Raw genomic sequence first — 14,955 nt, 5'->3', positions numbered from 1 at the left:
GAAAACAAAACAGAAGGGAGAAATCCCTTCTTTATCATGAAACTCATCCTTTAAGGGAGGTGAACACAGATGGCAGAAGAAAAACAAACTGAAGAGCTAAACGAACAAGAGGAACTGAACGAGACAGAAGCGGAGACAGCCGAAGCCGAACAAACGGCTGCTGAAGCTGATGCCCCGGCAGAAGACACGCAAACAGAAATGCTTGAAAAACAACTCAAAGAACTTCAAGAACGTCTTGAAGAAAAAGAAAATAAACTTTTACGTGTTCAGGCGGACTTTGAAAACTACAAACGACGCGCACGCCTTGACCTTGAGGCTGCTGAAAAGTACCGTTCCCAGCGCATCATCAGCGATTTGCTGCCGGCGCTTGACAACTTTGAACGCGCGCTACAGATCGATCCTGACAACGAGCAGACGAAAAGCCTGCTTCAAGGGATGGAAATGGTGCACCGTCAAATTTTGGAGGCTCTTAAAAATGAAGGAGTTGAACAGATTCCTTCAGTCGGAGAGCAATTTGACCCGAACATGCACCAGGCTGTTATGCAGGTCGAGGATGAAGCGTACGAATCAAACGCAGTCGTTGAGGAACTGCAAAAAGGCTATAAACTTAAGGACCGGGTGATCCGTCCTTCTATGGTAAAAGTCAACCAATAACTACATAGCAGGAGGTAAAAATCATGAGCAAAGTAATCGGAATCGACTTGGGAACAACGAACTCATGCGTTGCAGTGCTTGAAGGCGGAGAGCCGAAAGTCATCCCAAATCCAGAAGGGGCCCGCACGACTCCTTCGGTTGTTGCATTTAAAAACGGAGAGCGCCAGGTGGGTGAAGTGGCGAAACGCCAGTCCATCACGAATCCGAACACGATCATGTCGGTCAAGCGCCACATGGGCACGGACTATACAGTTGAAATCGAAGGCAAAAAGTACACGCCGCAAGAAGTGTCTGCCATCATCCTTCAGCATTTGAAATCATATGCTGAAAGCTATTTAGGCGAAACTGTATCTAAAGCCGTAATCACAGTTCCTGCATACTTCAATGATGCAGAACGTCAAGCGACAAAGGATGCCGGTAAAATCGCCGGACTTGAAGTTGAGCGGATCATCAACGAGCCGACTGCAGCTGCGCTTGCATACGGTCTGGATAAGACGGAAGAAGATCAGACGATCCTCGTCTACGACCTTGGCGGCGGTACATTCGACGTTTCCATCCTTGAATTGGGAGACGGCGTATTCGAAGTTCGTTCTACAGCGGGTGACAACCGCCTTGGAGGAGACGACTTTGACCAAGTGATCATCGATCATCTCGTCTCAGAATTCAAGAAAGAAAACGGCATTGATCTTTCTAAAGATAAAATGGCGCTTCAGCGCTTAAAAGATGCGGCTGAGAAAGCGAAAAAAGACCTTTCCGGCGTATCTTCTACGCAAATTTCGCTGCCGTTTATCACAGCCGGTGACGCAGGTCCGCTGCACCTTGAATTGACACTGACCCGCGCGAAGTTTGAAGAGCTGTCTTCACACTTGGTAGAGCGCACAATGGGTCCAGTCCGCCAGGCTCTTCAAGATGCGGGGCTTTCTGCAAGCGAAATCGACAAAGTAATTCTTGTCGGCGGATCAACACGTATTCCTGCCGTTCAGGAAGCGATCAAAAAAGAAACTGGAAAAGAAGCGCATAAAGGCGTCAACCCTGACGAAGTCGTAGCCCTTGGTGCAGCCATTCAAGGCGGCGTCATCACAGGCGATGTCAAAGATGTTGTCCTTCTGGACGTAACTCCGCTGTCACTTGGTATCGAAACAATGGGCGGCGTGTTCACGAAGCTGATTGACCGCAACACGACAATCCCGACAAGCAAGTCCCAAGTGTTCTCAACAGCGGCTGACAACCAAACAGCGGTTGACATCCACGTGCTCCAAGGTGAGCGCCCGATGGCTGCCGACAACAAAACGCTCGGACGCTTCCAGCTTACAGATATTCCGCCGGCTCCTCGCGGCGTACCGCAAATCGAAGTGTCATTTGACATCGATAAGAATGGTATCGTCAACGTCAGCGCGAAAGATCTGGGTACCGGCAAAGAGCAAAACATCACGATCAAATCTTCTTCAGGTCTTTCTGACGAGGAAATCGAACGCATGGTGAAAGAAGCTGAAGAAAACGCCGAAGCGGATGAGAAGAAAAAAGAAGAAATCGAGCTTCGCAACGAAGCGGATCAGCTTGTCTTCACAACTGAAAAAACGCTGAAAGATCTTGAAGGCAAAGCCGATGAAGCGCAAGTGAAAAAAGCGAATGATGCAAAAGACGCGTTAAAAGCTGCGATCGAGAAAAATGACCTTGATGAAATCAAGGCGAAAAAAGATGAGCTGCAAGCGATCGTCCAAGAGCTTTCAATGAAGCTTTACGAAGAAGCTGCAAAACAGGCTCAGGCTCAGCAAGACGGCGGCGCCGGCGCTAAAAAAGCCGACGACAATGTCGTTGACGCTGAATATGAAGAAGTAAACGACGACAAAGATCAAAAATAATTGAAATAAAATGTGCTGTGCTTACCCCGGTTTGCACAGCACATGACCTTACAGGCGATGAAAGTCAAAGTCAGGATCTCTTGACTTTGACTTTTTTCTTCCTAAAGGACAAAAGGAATTGAAAAAACATAATTTGAAATGATACAATCTAATTTATGTGAGAAAATCGGGAGTGTGAAGAGATGAGTAAGCGTGATTACTATGAGGTGCTTGGGGTAGGTAAGAGCGCTTCTAAAGATGAGATTAAAAAAGCTTACCGCAAGCTTTCTAAAAAATATCACCCGGACATCAACAAAGAAGCCGGAGCGGATGAAAAATTCAAAGAAGTCAAAGAAGCCTATGAAACACTTTCTGATGACCAAAAACGGGCCCATTACGACCAGTTTGGCCACACCGATCCAAATCAGGGATTTGGCGGCGGAGGTTTCGGCGGCGGCGACTTCGGCGGCTTTGGGTTTGACGATATTTTCTCAAGCATTTTCGGAGGCGGCGCAAGGCGGAGAGACCCGAATGCCCCGAGGCAGGGCGCCGATCTGCAGTATACGATGACACTGTCATTTGAAGAAGCGGCCTTCGGAAAAGAGACGACGATCGAAATTCCGCGTGAAGAAACATGTGAAACATGCAGCGGCTCAGGCGCGAAACCGGGAACAAAGCCGGAAACATGTTCACACTGCGGCGGCTCTGGCCAGCTGAACATGGAGCAGTCGACTCCGTTCGGAAAAGTTGTCAACAGAAGAGTATGTCATTACTGTAATGGAACGGGTAAGCAAATTAAACACAAATGTTCAACTTGCGGCGGTACAGGAAAAGTGAAAAAACGCAAGAAAATCAATGTCACCATCCCGGCGGGTGTGGATGACGGCCAGCAGCTTCGAGTATCCGGACAGGGTGAACCGGGGATCAACGGCGGTCCGTCAGGTGACTTATTCGTCGTTTTCCGCGTCCAAGAACACGAATTTTTCGAGCGCGATGGCGACGATATTTACTGCGAAATGCCGCTGACATTTGCACAGGCTGCGCTCGGGGACGAAATCGAAGTGCCTACTCTTCACGGTAAAGTAAAATTAAAAGTGCCGGCGGGCACGCAGACAGGCACCAAGTTCCGTTTAAAAGGAAAAGGCGTTGCCAACGTACGCGGGTACGGTCAAGGCGATCAGCACATCGTCGTCCGCGTCGTGACACCGACGAATTTAACAGAAAACCAGAAAAATATTCTCCGCGAATTTGCAGAAGTGAGCGGAAATATGCCGGATGAACAGGAAATGAGTTTTTTCGATAAAGTAAAGCGCGCCTTTAAAGGCGATTAATGATTGGATGAGGAGTTGGTAGTATGAAATGGTCCGAAATCTGCATTCACACGACACATGAAGCGGTTGAGCCCATCTCGAATATTTTGCATGAAGCTGGTGCGAGTGGAGTCGTAATTGAAGATCCGCTTGATTTAATTAAAGAGCGTGAGAATGTATACGGAGAAATCTACCAGCTCGACCCCAATGATTACCCTGATGAAGGAGTCATCATTAAAGCGTATCTCCCGATCAACAGCTTTTTGGGAGAGACCGTAGAAGGAATCAAGGAAACCATCAATAATCTGCTGCTGTATGATATTGACCTCGGACGGAACAAAATCACCATCAGCGAGGTTAACGAAGAAGAATGGGCGACAGCATGGAAAAAATATTATCATCCCGTAAAAATTTCCGAGAAGTTTACGATTGTTCCGACATGGGAAGAGTACACACCGGTTCATACGGATGAGCTCATCATCGAGATGGACCCGGGAATGGCGTTCGGAACAGGCACACACCCGACAACCGTACTTTGCATACAGGCGCTCGAAAGGTATGTGAAAGAAGGGGATTCGGTCGTGGATGTCGGAACGGGAACAGGCATTTTGAGCATTGCATCAGCCATGCTTCGCGCCAAACAGGTTGAAGGATATGATCTCGATCCTGTAGCCGTGGAAAGCGCCCGCTTGAACTCCAAGCTCAATAAAGTCAGCGATCATATCGAGATCAAGCAAAATAATCTGCTTGACGGCGTCGAAGGGGAAAAAGACGTCATCGTCGCCAACATCCTGGCCGAGGTCATCTTGCGCTTTACGGATCAGGCATACAGCCTGTTGAAAGACGGCGGTTATTTCATTACTTCGGGAATCATTCAGCAGAAAAAACAGGAAGTCAAAGATGCACTGGTGAAAGAAGGCTTTACGATCGTCGAGGTTCTTTCAATGGAGGACTGGGTCAGCATCATCGCTGAAAAATAATCGTTAGTAGGTGTGACAAGCGTATGCAACGATATTTTATCGAACAATCAAAACAAGAGGTCACGGCCGCACCTGTGTTCTCGATCAAAGGCGAAGACGTTCATCACATTGCGACCGTGATGAGGATGTCTCCCGGAGACGAGGTCATTTGCTGTGCAAAAGACGGCCATGAAGCGAACTGCCGGATCGAGTCCGTCACAAAAGAAGAGGTTTTATTGAGCGTAATCGAATGGACGGGGAAAACACGCGAACTGCCCGTCCAGATCCATATTGCAAACGGCCTTCCAAAAGGAGATAAGCTGGAATGGATCATTCAAAAAGGGACAGAGCTCGGTGCAAGCTCGTTTATTCCTTTTCAGGCATCACGCTCCGTTGTTAAACTTGATGAAAAAAAGGCAAAGAAAAAGCGGGAAAGGTGGGCGAAAATCGCCAAGGAAGCCGCAGAACAGTCCCACAGAAACACGATTCCCGATGTGGCGCCGGTTCACACGTTTCAACGTTTGCTTGAGAGCCTTGAGGACTTCGATAAATGTGTCGTTGCATACGAAGAGTCATCAAAGCAAGGCGAGACGAGCCGGTTTCAATCCGTGCTCAAAAGCCTGCCGGAAGGATCATCCGTGCTCATGGTGTTTGGTCCTGAAGGCGGATTTTCAGAAGATGAAATTGAGGCGCTTAAAGAAAAAGGAGCCCTCGCCTGCGGGCTCGGTCCGCGGATCTTAAGGGCGGAAACAGCTCCGCTGTACGCGTTGGCGGCAGTTTCTTATCATACAGAGTTACTAAGAGGTGAATAACAATGGCAACCGTTGCATTTCATACACTTGGCTGCAAGGTCAACCATTATGAAACAGAAGCAATTTGGCAGCTTTTCAAAGAAGCCGGCTACGAAAGAAAAGAATTCGAAAGTTCGGCGGACGTATACGTCATTAATACATGCACCGTCACAAATACAGGTGATAAAAAAAGCCGCCAGGTGATCAGACGGGCGATCCGCCAAAATCCTGACGCCGTCATTTGTGTGACAGGGTGCTACGCCCAGACTTCCCCGGCGGAAATCATGGCGATCCCGGGCGTTGATATCGTCGTCGGTACGCAGGACCGTGAAAAAATGCTCGGCTATATTAAGCAGTACCAGGAAGAAAGACAGCCGATTAACGGCGTCAGCAATATTATGAAAGCAAGAGTGTTTGAGGAGCTTGATGTTCCTGCATTTACCGACAGAACACGTGCTTCATTGAAAATTCAAGAAGGCTGCAACAATTTCTGCACATTCTGCATCATTCCGTGGGCGCGCGGCCTGCTTCGTTCCCGCGACCCTGAGGAAGTCATCCGCCAGGCGCAGCAGCTCGTTGATGCCGGCTATAAAGAAATCGTTTTAACCGGTATTCACACCGGCGGTTATGGAGAAGATATGAAAGACTACAACTTTGCACAGCTGTTGAAAGAACTGGACAGCCGTGTGAAAGGTCTGAAACGAATCCGTATCTCTTCAATCGAAGCGAGCCAAATTACAGACGAAGTGATTGAAGTGCTTGACCGCTCAGACAAGATCGTCAGACACCTTCACATTCCGCTTCAATCCGGCTCAAACAGCGTTTTAAAACGGATGAGAAGAAAGTATACGATGGAGTTTTTCGCTGACAGGCTGACGAAACTCAAAAAAGCTCTTCCGGGGCTCGCAGTCACTTCTGATGTGATCGTCGGCTTCCCGGGGGAAACGGAAGAAGAATTCATGGAGACGTACAACTTTATTAAAGAACACAAGTTTTCCGAGCTCCACGTCTTCCCGTACAGCAAACGGACCGGAACTCCAGCAGCACGCATGGATGGCCAGGTTGACGAGAACGTGAAAAACGAAAGAGTTCACAAACTGATCGCTCTTTCAGATCAGCTTGCGAAAGAATACGCATCAGATTATGAAGGCGATGTTCTGGAAATCATTCCGGAAGAGCCGTTCACGGAAACGGGCGAAGACAATCTGCTTGTCGGCTACACGGACAACTATATGAAGGTCGTTTTCGAAGGTTCCGAAGACCTGATCGGCCAGCTTGTTAAAGTGAAGATCTTAAAAGCCGGCTATCCGTACAATAAAGGCCAGTTCGTCCGCGTCGCCGAAGACGACGTCCATGAAAACATCCGCTTATCGTCATAAATGATCAATTTAGCCGGTTCACGAAAAAGGTGTTCCGGCTTTTTTTGCGAATATCATAAAAGACAACCACTTGAAAAGGAGTCGTGACGATGACAAAACAAATTGCGCGAATGATCGATCACACGCTATTGAAGCCTGATGCTGTCACATCCGAAATCGAAGCGCTTTGCAAAGAAGCACGTGTATACGATTTTGCTTCCGTTTGCGTCAACCCTTGCTGGGTAAAGCTGTGCGCCGAGCTTCTTAAAGATTCAGAAGTGAAAGTGTGCACGGTTATCGGCTTTCCTTTAGGTGCGGCGTCTCCGGAAACAAAAGCCTTTGAAACCAGGCAGGCGATTGCAGACGGGGCCGGTGAAGTTGATATGGTGATCAACATCGGTGCATTAAAAGACCGCGATACCCGAACCGTGGAGCATGACATCAGAGCGGTGACAGACGCGGCAGACGGCAAAGCTCTCGTAAAAGTCATCATAGAGACCTCACTGTTGACGGATGAAGAAAAAAGGCACGCTTGTGAACTGGCCGTAAAAGCCGGCGCCGACTTTGTCAAAACATCGACCGGTTTTTCCGGCGGCGGTGCGACAGTTCAGGATATAAAACTGATGCGGGAAGCTGTCGGACCTGTTATCGGCGTTAAAGCATCAGGGGGCGTCCGCGATAAGGAAAGCGCCCTTGCCATGGTTGAAGCCGGAGCGACGAGAATCGGAGCAAGCGCAGGCGTGTCGATTGTCAAAGGCTTAACAGCGGATGAAGACTACTAATCAACAAAAACCAGGCGTTTACCGGGCCTGGTTTTTGTTTGGAATGAGAAACATGATCAGCGAATGAAACAGATTTGAGAGCGGCAGAAACAATAGGGATGTGACGACGTTGAAGAGCAGGCTGAAATGGGCAATCTGCTGAGCGGGGCTTTCAGACAGTCCGGAGATAAAGCCTGTTATTGATGAGAGCAGGGGGTATACAGCTGCTACACCGATGACATTAAACAGCACATGGGCATAAGCCGTTTGCCTGGCCGCAGCTCCGCCTTTGAAGGACGCCATCACGGCTGTGATGCATGTCCCGATATTGGAGCCGAGAACAACGCTCATCGCTTCGGTCAAACCGACGACACCTTGATCCATAAAGCTCATCAGGATGCCGACACACGCCGAACTGGAATGAATCATCGCGGTCAACACCGTGCCGATGATTAAGGCGTAAAGCGGTGAATTTTCAGCAAGCTGCACAATATAAGCGCCCGAGTCTAGCTGTGACAACGGCACGGCAAGCCGGTTAAAGCCGCTGATACAGAAAAAAATAACACCCAAGCCGATCATGCTTACGCCCACTTGCCGAAAAGGGGATTTTCCGGCCATGAAAAGAACCGCACCTGCGGCAAAGAGGGCAAAAATCAAAAATTCCAGCTTCACCGCCAAAAATTCCGTTGTGAAGGTGGACCCGATGTTTGTTCCCAAAATGAGCGGAATCGAACGTTTAAATGAAAGGGCGCCTACCGAGACAAAGCCAATGACGATCACCATAAATGCCGAGCTGCTTTGCAAAACCCCCGTAAATACAATGCTGACCAAAAAGGCTTTCACCGGATGATCCGTGAAAAACAGCAGCCGCTTTTCGATTTTTTCAAATGTCAGTGAAATCAAGCCTTTTCTCAGCATGCTCATGCCTTTGAGAAAAAGAACGATCAATAATATGAATAAGATCAAGATTATCATCAGTTTTTCGAACAGCCTCCTTTATAAATATATACAGACAAGCTGCCGAAATCATGACTGAACAATAAAACGATTCTCCTTGGTTGACCTTACCGGAGGCTTATATTATAATGTCAAAGTACATGTTTATATGTATGTCTTTTTTTAAAGCAGTCGATTGGTGTATTCGGAGGGAGGGAAAGAGAATGTCAAAAACGGTCGTTAGAAAAAACGAATCGCTTGAAGATGCTCTTCGTCGCTTCAAACGCAGTGTATCAAAGACAGGTACTTTGCAGGAAGCAAGAAAGCGTGAATTTTATGAAAAACCTAGCGTAAGACGCAAGAAAAAGTCTGAAGCTGCAAGAAAGCGCAAATACTAAAAGAGGGTGGATTTATGAGTCTTCTTGAGCGGCTGAATCAAGATATGAAGCTCTATATGAAAAACCGTGAGAAAGACAAACTGACTGTCATTCGCATGGTCAAAGCTTCGCTTCAAAACGAAGCAATCAAGCTTAAGAAAGACAGGCTGACCGATGATGAAGAACTGACTGTTCTTTCTCGTGAATTAAAACAGCGTAAAGACTCCCTCCATGAATTTTCAAACGCTAATCGTTCAGATTTAGTAGATAAAGTTCAAAAAGAGTTAGACATTCTGGAAGCTTATATGCCTGAACAGCTGACGGAAGAAGAGCTGCTCGGCATCGTCAATGAGACGATCGCCGAAGTCGGCGCCTCTTCAAAAGCGGATATGGGCAAAGTGATGAGCGCTATCATGCCGAAAGTCAAAGGCAAGGCGGACGGCGGTCTCGTCAATAAGCTTGTCAGCAAACAACTGTCTTAAGAAAAAGACGCCTTTAAGCAATTAAAGGCGTCTTTTTTTGTGCGTGTTCATACAATAGAAAAGTAGTAGAAAGATGAAACCTTTGCTACATTTATAACGTATGTAATGTTAATGATAATAGGGGAAGGAGGTCTCAGACATCGTTGCTGCTGAAAAAATTCAGAATTTTTGTTGCTCTGGCCAGCGGTTTTGTTTTATTCTTATTACTAGGCGTTCATTTGACCGTGAAAGCGGATGGAGATACAGTGTATGTCATTCCGATCGAAGAAACGGTTGAAAAAGGGCTTTCAAAATTTCTTGAGCGTTCTTTTCAAGAAGCGGAAGATATGAATGCCAAACATATCATACTCGATATCAATACCCCCGGCGGAGCGGTCGATGCAGTCCTTGACATGGCTGATACGATACATAACTCCGACATTCCGGTGACCGCTTATGTGAATAGAAGGGCTCTGTCCGCAGGCGCTTACCTCGCCTTGAATGCAGACGATATTTATATGGCGCCCGGCGGGAAAATGGGAGCTGCCGCGATCATTGACACGCAGGGAAATGCCGCTGATAAAAAGTCGGAATCTCTGTGGCTCGCTGAAATGGAAGACGCAGCCAAAAAAAACGGACGTGATCCGAAATACGCTCTCGCGATGGCCGATGCGGATGTCGATGCTAAAGAAGTTGGGGCGCCGAAGGGCGAGCTGCTCACATTAAGCCCTGACAAAGCGCTGGAAGTCGGCTATTCCGAAGGCACAGTTTCGAGCCTTGATGATCTTTTGAAAAAGCTGAACTTGAAGGATGCCAAAATCGAGCGTTCCGAGGTGAGCTTCGCCGAAAAGGTGGCCCGGTTCATCACGCATCCGGTCGTGATTCCGATTCTCCTTTCAATCGGAAGTCTCGGGCTGATTGTCGAGCTTTATTCGCCTGGTTTTGGGATCCCCGGCTTTATGGGACTCTCCGCGCTGCTGCTCTTTTTCTACGGTCATCTCGTCGCCGGGCTTGCCGGAATGGAAACGATCCTTCTGTTTGCAGCAGGCATTATTTTAATCATTTTAGAGATTTTTTTGCCGGGCGGAATAGCAGGGATTGCCGGTCTGATCGCGATTGTTGCGAGCCTCTTTTTAGCATCGGGAAGCTTTAAGGTCATGGCCGTATCCATTTTGATTGCAACTGCTGTTTCTATAGCGGCATCCATTCTATTAACAAGGGTGTTGGGGAAGCGTATGAAATTTTTTAAAAAATTGATCTTAACCGACTCGACAAGCACGGAAAGCGGATATGTGTCAAATGAAAGCCGGCGCGATTTAATTGGTAAAACCGGCGTCACGTTTACACCGCTCAGACCGTCCGGAACGGTCATCATCGGCGATGAACGGCTTGATGTCGTATCTGAAGGCTCGTTCACCGCGAAGGACAAGAAAGTGAAAGTAGTTAAAGTGGAAGGCTCACGCATTGTTGTGAGAGAATTATAAATTATATTATTAGGAGGAATATTATGGATCCGTCAACACTGTTTCTTTTGCTAATTATAGCAGCCGGAATCATCTTACTAGCTGTCTTCTTTACATTCGTCCCGGTCATGCTGTGGATCTCGGCTTTGGCCGCTGGTGTTAAAATCAGCATTTTCACACTGATCGGAATGAGGCTCCGCCGCGTCATTCCAAACCGCGTGGTGAACCCGCTGATCAAAGCGCATAAAGCGGGACTTGATGTTACAATCAATCAGCTTGAAAGCCACTATCTTGCAGGGGGGAATGTTGACCGGGTTGTCAACGCGCTTATCGCTGCCCAGCGTGCAAACATTGAACTCACATTCGCCAGATGTGCGGCCATCGATTTAGCAGGCCGTGACGTGCTTGAAGCCGTTCAAATGAGCGTTAATCCGAAAGTCATCGAAACGCCGTTTATTGCCGGTGTAGCAATGGATGGTATCGAAGTGAAAGCAAAAGCGAGAATCACGGTTCGCGCAAACATCGACCGCCTTGTCGGGGGAGCGGGAGAAGAAACAATCATTGCCCGTGTCGGCGAAGGGATCGTTTCGACAATCGGTTCCTCCGATAATCATAAAAAAGTGCTTGAGAACCCGGATATGATTTCACAAACCGTCTTGAGCAAAGGATTGGATTCAGGCACAGCGTTTGAAATTCTATCGATCGATATTGCTGACGTTGACATCGGCAAAAACATCGGAGCGATTCTGCAGACCGACCAGGCTGAAGCCGATAAAAACATCGCCCAGGCGAAAGCGGAAGAACGCCGAGCCATGGCGGTTGCGCAAGAACAGGAAATGCGCGCCCGCGTCGAAGAAATGCGTGCTAAAGTCGTCGAGGCAGAAGCCGAAGTGCCGCTTGCGATGTCTGAAGCTCTCCGCAGCGGAAAGATCGGAGTCATGGACTACCTCAATATGAAAAACATCGACGCCGACACAGACATGCGCGATTCTTTCGGAAAGATGACGAAAGACCAAAATGAAGAGGATCATAAATAAACAAGCCCCTGTAAAAAGGAGGGAGCTCATTGCTTGATATCCTGTTCGACAATCCGATTATCATGGCGGCCATCATCGCAGCCATCTCCTTCATATTCAACAAGCTCGGAAAAAATGATGAAAATGAAGAAACCAAGCGAAAACCGGCGCCTGAACGGCCGAAAACGCAGACGATGCCGAAGCAGACGGCACAGCGCCAGCCGGCAGAAAACAAACAACAACGGCCTGCAGCAGCGGCTGCTGCAAAAAGCGAAGATATGGCCGCAGAACTCCGCAGAATACAAGCGGATGCCGAGCGGTCCATGCCGGCCGTTGAACGGGCCATTAAAAAGCAGAGCAGCCGGGTGGTCAACCGGAAACAAGAGCTGCTCGATATGAATAAAAACACGATTGTCCAAGGCGTTGTACTCAGCGAAGTATTCGGCCCTCCGCGGTCGAGAAAGCCGCATTACACAATGAGGCGCCGGCCTAAAATTTAAGTATTAGAACCCCCATATCACTCATACATATGAGATGAAAGGGGGTTCTTTTTTTATGGCGCAAAGAAAAAACCGCATCAAAGCGTGGCTGACAAGAACATTGGAAATTCCCCCTGATGTCATGATGGATCTTCCGAGGATCACGATGATAGGAAGACTTCACATATATATTGAAAACCACAGAGGGCTTTTGCTTTTCAGCGATACGGAAGTAAGGCTGATGCTCAAACAGGGGCAGTGCATCATTCAAGGCAAAAACTTTGTCATCAAAACGATTTTGCCTGAGGAAATTCTGCTTGAAGGCACGATTGAGCTCGTACGCTATATCGATTCATAAGTCGGGGGGAAAGAATCGTGAAGAATAAATGGCTTTCTTTTTTTTCAGGAAAGATCCAGCTTGAGATAACGGGAAAGGGGATCGAGCGATTATTAAATGAATGCACCAGGCGCAGCATCCCGATGTTTAATGTTAAGAAAAAGAAAGACGCTGTCTTTCTTTATATTCCGCTTTCTGATGTACATGCCTTCCGGAGGGTCATAAGGGATTTTGACTGCAAGTGCCGCTTCGTCAGACGAAAAGGTTTCCCTTTCCTTGTGCAGAAGTCTAAACGGAATAGCGGCTTCACTATTGGAATTGCTGCTTTTTTTATCATCATGTTTTTATTGTCCAACATGCTCTGGAAAATTGACATAACAGGAGCCAATCCGGAGACAGAACATCAAATCAGACAGCACTTGAATCAAATCGGCGTCAAAAAAGGGCGCCTTCAGTTTACGATGCTGACCCCGGAAAAAATTCAGCAGGCGCTTACAAAGCGCGTCGAAAACATCACCTGGGTGGGCATTGAATTAAACGGCACGGCCCTTCACATGAAAGTGGTTGAAAAAAATGAACCTGACAAAGAAAAATATATTGGTCCGAGGCACATCGTCGCCAAAAAAGGGGCGACCATCTCGAAAATGTTCGTGGAAAAAGGCGAGCCGCTCGTCACCGTGAATCAGCACGTTGAAAAAGGGCAAATGCTTGTTTCCGGACTGATCGGGAGCGAAGAGGAAAAGCAAAAAGTCGGAGCCAAAGGGAAAATCTACGGTGAAACCTGGTACAAGTCAAAGGTAACGGTTCCTCTTGAGACATCATTTGACGTTTTTACGGGTAAAGTAAGGACAAGTCACAAGCTATCCTTCGGTTCTTTTTCTGTGCCTGTCTGGGGCTTTTCTTTTAAAAAAGAAGAGTTCTCGCGTCCGAAGACAGAAACCGAAAAACACTCGCTGCATTTTATGAATTTTACGCTTCCTGTCGCGTATGAAAAGGAACATACGAGAGAGAGCGAACAAATCAAAAGGGTGTACTCGAAAAAAGAAGCGGTCCTTGAAGGGGTCGAAATGGGAAAAAGAGACATCAGGAAAAAAATCGGGAGCGACGGGAACATTATTAGTGAAAAAGTTTTGCACGAAACGAGTGAGAATGGTAAAGTTAAATTGATCATCCTTTACCAGGTTATTGAAGACATTGTTCAAACAACACCAATTGTTCAGGAGACTAAAGAATGACAGAACACTTACTTGCGATTCATCAGCAACTGGAAAGTCCGAACGAGGCTCAAGCGCTGTTTGGGAACCAGGATTCCCATTTGAAGTTAATGGAGGAAGAGCTGAACATTTCGATTGTCACGCGCGGTGAAACCGTCTATGTGACCGGAGACGAAGAAACGTTTGAAATCGTGGACAGCCTGCTTGCATCCCTCTTGAATCTCATCCGCAAAGGAATCGAGATATCAGAACGCGATGTCTTGTATGCGATCAAGATGGCGAAAAAGCAGAAGCTTGAGTTTTTTGAAAGCATGTATGAAGAGGAAATTACGAAAAACGCCAAAGGAAAACCGATCAGAGTCAAAACCATCGGTCAAAGAGAATATATCGCCGCCATGAAAAGGCACGACTTAATCTTCGGCATCGGCCCTGCAGGAACAGGGAAAACCTATTTGGCTGTCGTAAAGGCCGTTCATGAACTGAAAAACGGACGCATCAAAAAAATCATTTTGACAAGACCAGCTGTTGAAGCAGGGGAAAGCCTCGGGTTTTTGCCGGGGGATTTAAAGGAGAAAGTCGACCCTTATTTAAGACCGCTATATGACGCGCTCCATGACGTGCTCGGAACGGACCATACGGCACGGCTGCTTGAAAGAGGAACGATCGAAATCGCGCCGCTTGCTTACATGAGGGGGCGGACGCTCGACGACGCATTTGTGATTTTGGATGAAGCGCAGAATACGACACCGGCACAAATGAAAATGTTTTTGACGAGATTGGGTTTTGGTTCTAAAATGGTCATTACAGGCGACATTACGCAAATCGATTTGCCGAAGGGCGTCACATCGGGGCTTGCCGTTGCAAAAAAGATGCTCCTTGATATCGAAGGCATTTCAATTGTTGAACTGGATCAGACGGACGTGGTCAGACATCCGCTTGTCGCCCGTATTATTGAAGCATACGAAAAGTCAAAATAATTCCGAATGGCCCGATCGCCC

General features: G+C 47.5%; 16 protein-coding genes. 15 read left to right on the top strand and 1 reads right to left on the bottom strand.

Annotated features, from left to right (window positions below):
* Positions 1 to 69 precede the first annotated feature (69 nt).
* The 7 genes from grpE (at position 70) to deoC (ending at position 7,695) form a co-directional block, all read left to right on the top strand.
* On the top strand, positions 70 to 654 hold the full coding sequence (gene grpE, locus MHH76_RS13790; protein ID WP_020452260.1) for a nucleotide exchange factor GrpE: 585 nt from the start codon (positions 70 to 72) through the stop codon (positions 652 to 654).
* Between the two features lie 23 nt (positions 655 to 677).
* Positions 678 to 2,516, top strand: coding sequence for a molecular chaperone DnaK (dnaK, locus tag MHH76_RS13785; RefSeq protein ID WP_025811135.1), 1,839 nt, complete (start codon positions 678 to 680; stop codon positions 2,514 to 2,516).
* Positions 2,517 to 2,698: 182 nt separating this feature from the next.
* Positions 2,699 to 3,826: a molecular chaperone DnaJ gene (gene dnaJ, locus MHH76_RS13780; protein WP_020452258.1), complete on the top strand. Its 1,128-nt coding sequence runs from the start codon at positions 2,699 to 2,701 to the stop codon at positions 3,824 to 3,826.
* Positions 3,827 to 3,849: 23 nt separating this feature from the next.
* Positions 3,850 to 4,785, top strand: a complete 936-nt coding sequence (gene prmA, locus MHH76_RS13775; RefSeq protein WP_020452257.1) for a 50S ribosomal protein L11 methyltransferase — start codon at positions 3,850 to 3,852, stop codon at positions 4,783 to 4,785.
* A 23-nt stretch (positions 4,786 to 4,808) separates the two neighbouring features.
* Entirely contained in the window at positions 4,809 to 5,576 is a 768-nt protein-coding gene (locus MHH76_RS13770) for a 16S rRNA (uracil(1498)-N(3))-methyltransferase (RefSeq protein ID WP_025811136.1), read from the top strand.
* Positions 5,577 to 5,578: 2 nt separating this feature from the next.
* Positions 5,579 to 6,934 (top strand): tRNA (N(6)-L-threonylcarbamoyladenosine(37)-C(2))-methylthiotransferase MtaB, encoded by a 1,356-nt coding sequence (mtaB, locus tag MHH76_RS13765; protein WP_020452255.1) that lies wholly within the window; start codon positions 5,579 to 5,581, stop codon positions 6,932 to 6,934.
* 89 nt (positions 6,935 to 7,023) lie between these two features.
* Positions 7,024 to 7,695, top strand: coding sequence for a deoxyribose-phosphate aldolase (deoC, locus tag MHH76_RS13760; protein WP_043054398.1), 672 nt, complete (start codon positions 7,024 to 7,026; stop codon positions 7,693 to 7,695).
* An 18-nt stretch (positions 7,696 to 7,713) separates the two neighbouring features.
* Here the strand turns inward: deoC and MHH76_RS13755 are convergent, their stop codons facing one another.
* Positions 7,714 to 8,649 carry a Na/Pi symporter gene (locus MHH76_RS13755; RefSeq protein ID WP_025811138.1) on the bottom strand — a complete coding sequence of 312 codons (936 nt, stop codon included), beginning with the start codon at positions 8,647 to 8,649 and terminating at the stop codon, positions 7,714 to 7,716.
* Positions 8,650 to 8,834: 185 nt separating this feature from the next.
* Between MHH76_RS13755 and rpsU the strand changes: the two genes are divergently transcribed.
* The 8 genes from rpsU to MHH76_RS13715 all read left to right on the top strand — a co-directional run bounded on the left by rpsU (position 8,835) and on the right by MHH76_RS13715 (position 14,934).
* Entirely contained in the window at positions 8,835 to 9,008 is a 174-nt protein-coding gene (gene rpsU, locus MHH76_RS13750; protein ID WP_003183654.1) for a 30S ribosomal protein S21, read from the top strand.
* 14 nt (positions 9,009 to 9,022) lie between these two features.
* Positions 9,023 to 9,469: a GatB/YqeY domain-containing protein gene (locus MHH76_RS13745; RefSeq protein ID WP_023855244.1), complete on the top strand. Its 447-nt coding sequence runs from the start codon at positions 9,023 to 9,025 to the stop codon at positions 9,467 to 9,469.
* 143 nt (positions 9,470 to 9,612) lie between these two features.
* Entirely contained in the window at positions 9,613 to 10,932 is a 1,320-nt protein-coding gene (locus MHH76_RS13740) for a nodulation protein NfeD (RefSeq protein WP_020452250.1), read from the top strand.
* 23 nt (positions 10,933 to 10,955) lie between these two features.
* Entirely contained in the window at positions 10,956 to 11,948 is a 993-nt protein-coding gene (gene floA, locus MHH76_RS13735; RefSeq protein ID WP_020452249.1) for a flotillin-like protein FloA, read from the top strand.
* Between the two features lie 29 nt (positions 11,949 to 11,977).
* On the top strand, positions 11,978 to 12,427 hold the full coding sequence (locus MHH76_RS13730; RefSeq protein ID WP_025811139.1) for a hypothetical protein: 450 nt from the start codon (positions 11,978 to 11,980) through the stop codon (positions 12,425 to 12,427).
* A 55-nt stretch (positions 12,428 to 12,482) separates the two neighbouring features.
* On the top strand, positions 12,483 to 12,764 hold the full coding sequence (gene yqfC / locus MHH76_RS13725; protein ID WP_020452247.1) for a sporulation protein YqfC: 282 nt from the start codon (positions 12,483 to 12,485) through the stop codon (positions 12,762 to 12,764).
* Between the two features lie 17 nt (positions 12,765 to 12,781).
* Positions 12,782 to 13,978, top strand: coding sequence for a sporulation protein YqfD (gene yqfD, locus MHH76_RS13720; RefSeq protein WP_025811140.1), 1,197 nt, complete (start codon positions 12,782 to 12,784; stop codon positions 13,976 to 13,978).
* Positions 13,975 to 14,934, top strand: coding sequence for a PhoH family protein (locus tag MHH76_RS13715; RefSeq protein ID WP_017474322.1), 960 nt, complete (start codon positions 13,975 to 13,977; stop codon positions 14,932 to 14,934). Before yqfD ends, MHH76_RS13715 begins: the two co-directional genes overlap by 4 nt.
* The last annotated feature ends 21 nt before the right edge of the window (positions 14,935 to 14,955 follow it).

It is taken from the genome of Bacillus sp. FSL L8-0193, assembly GCF_037976065.1.
GTDB lineage: Bacteria > Bacillota > Bacilli > Bacillales > Bacillaceae > Bacillus > Bacillus paralicheniformis.
This window is presented reverse-complemented; position numbering and strand designations above follow the sequence as displayed.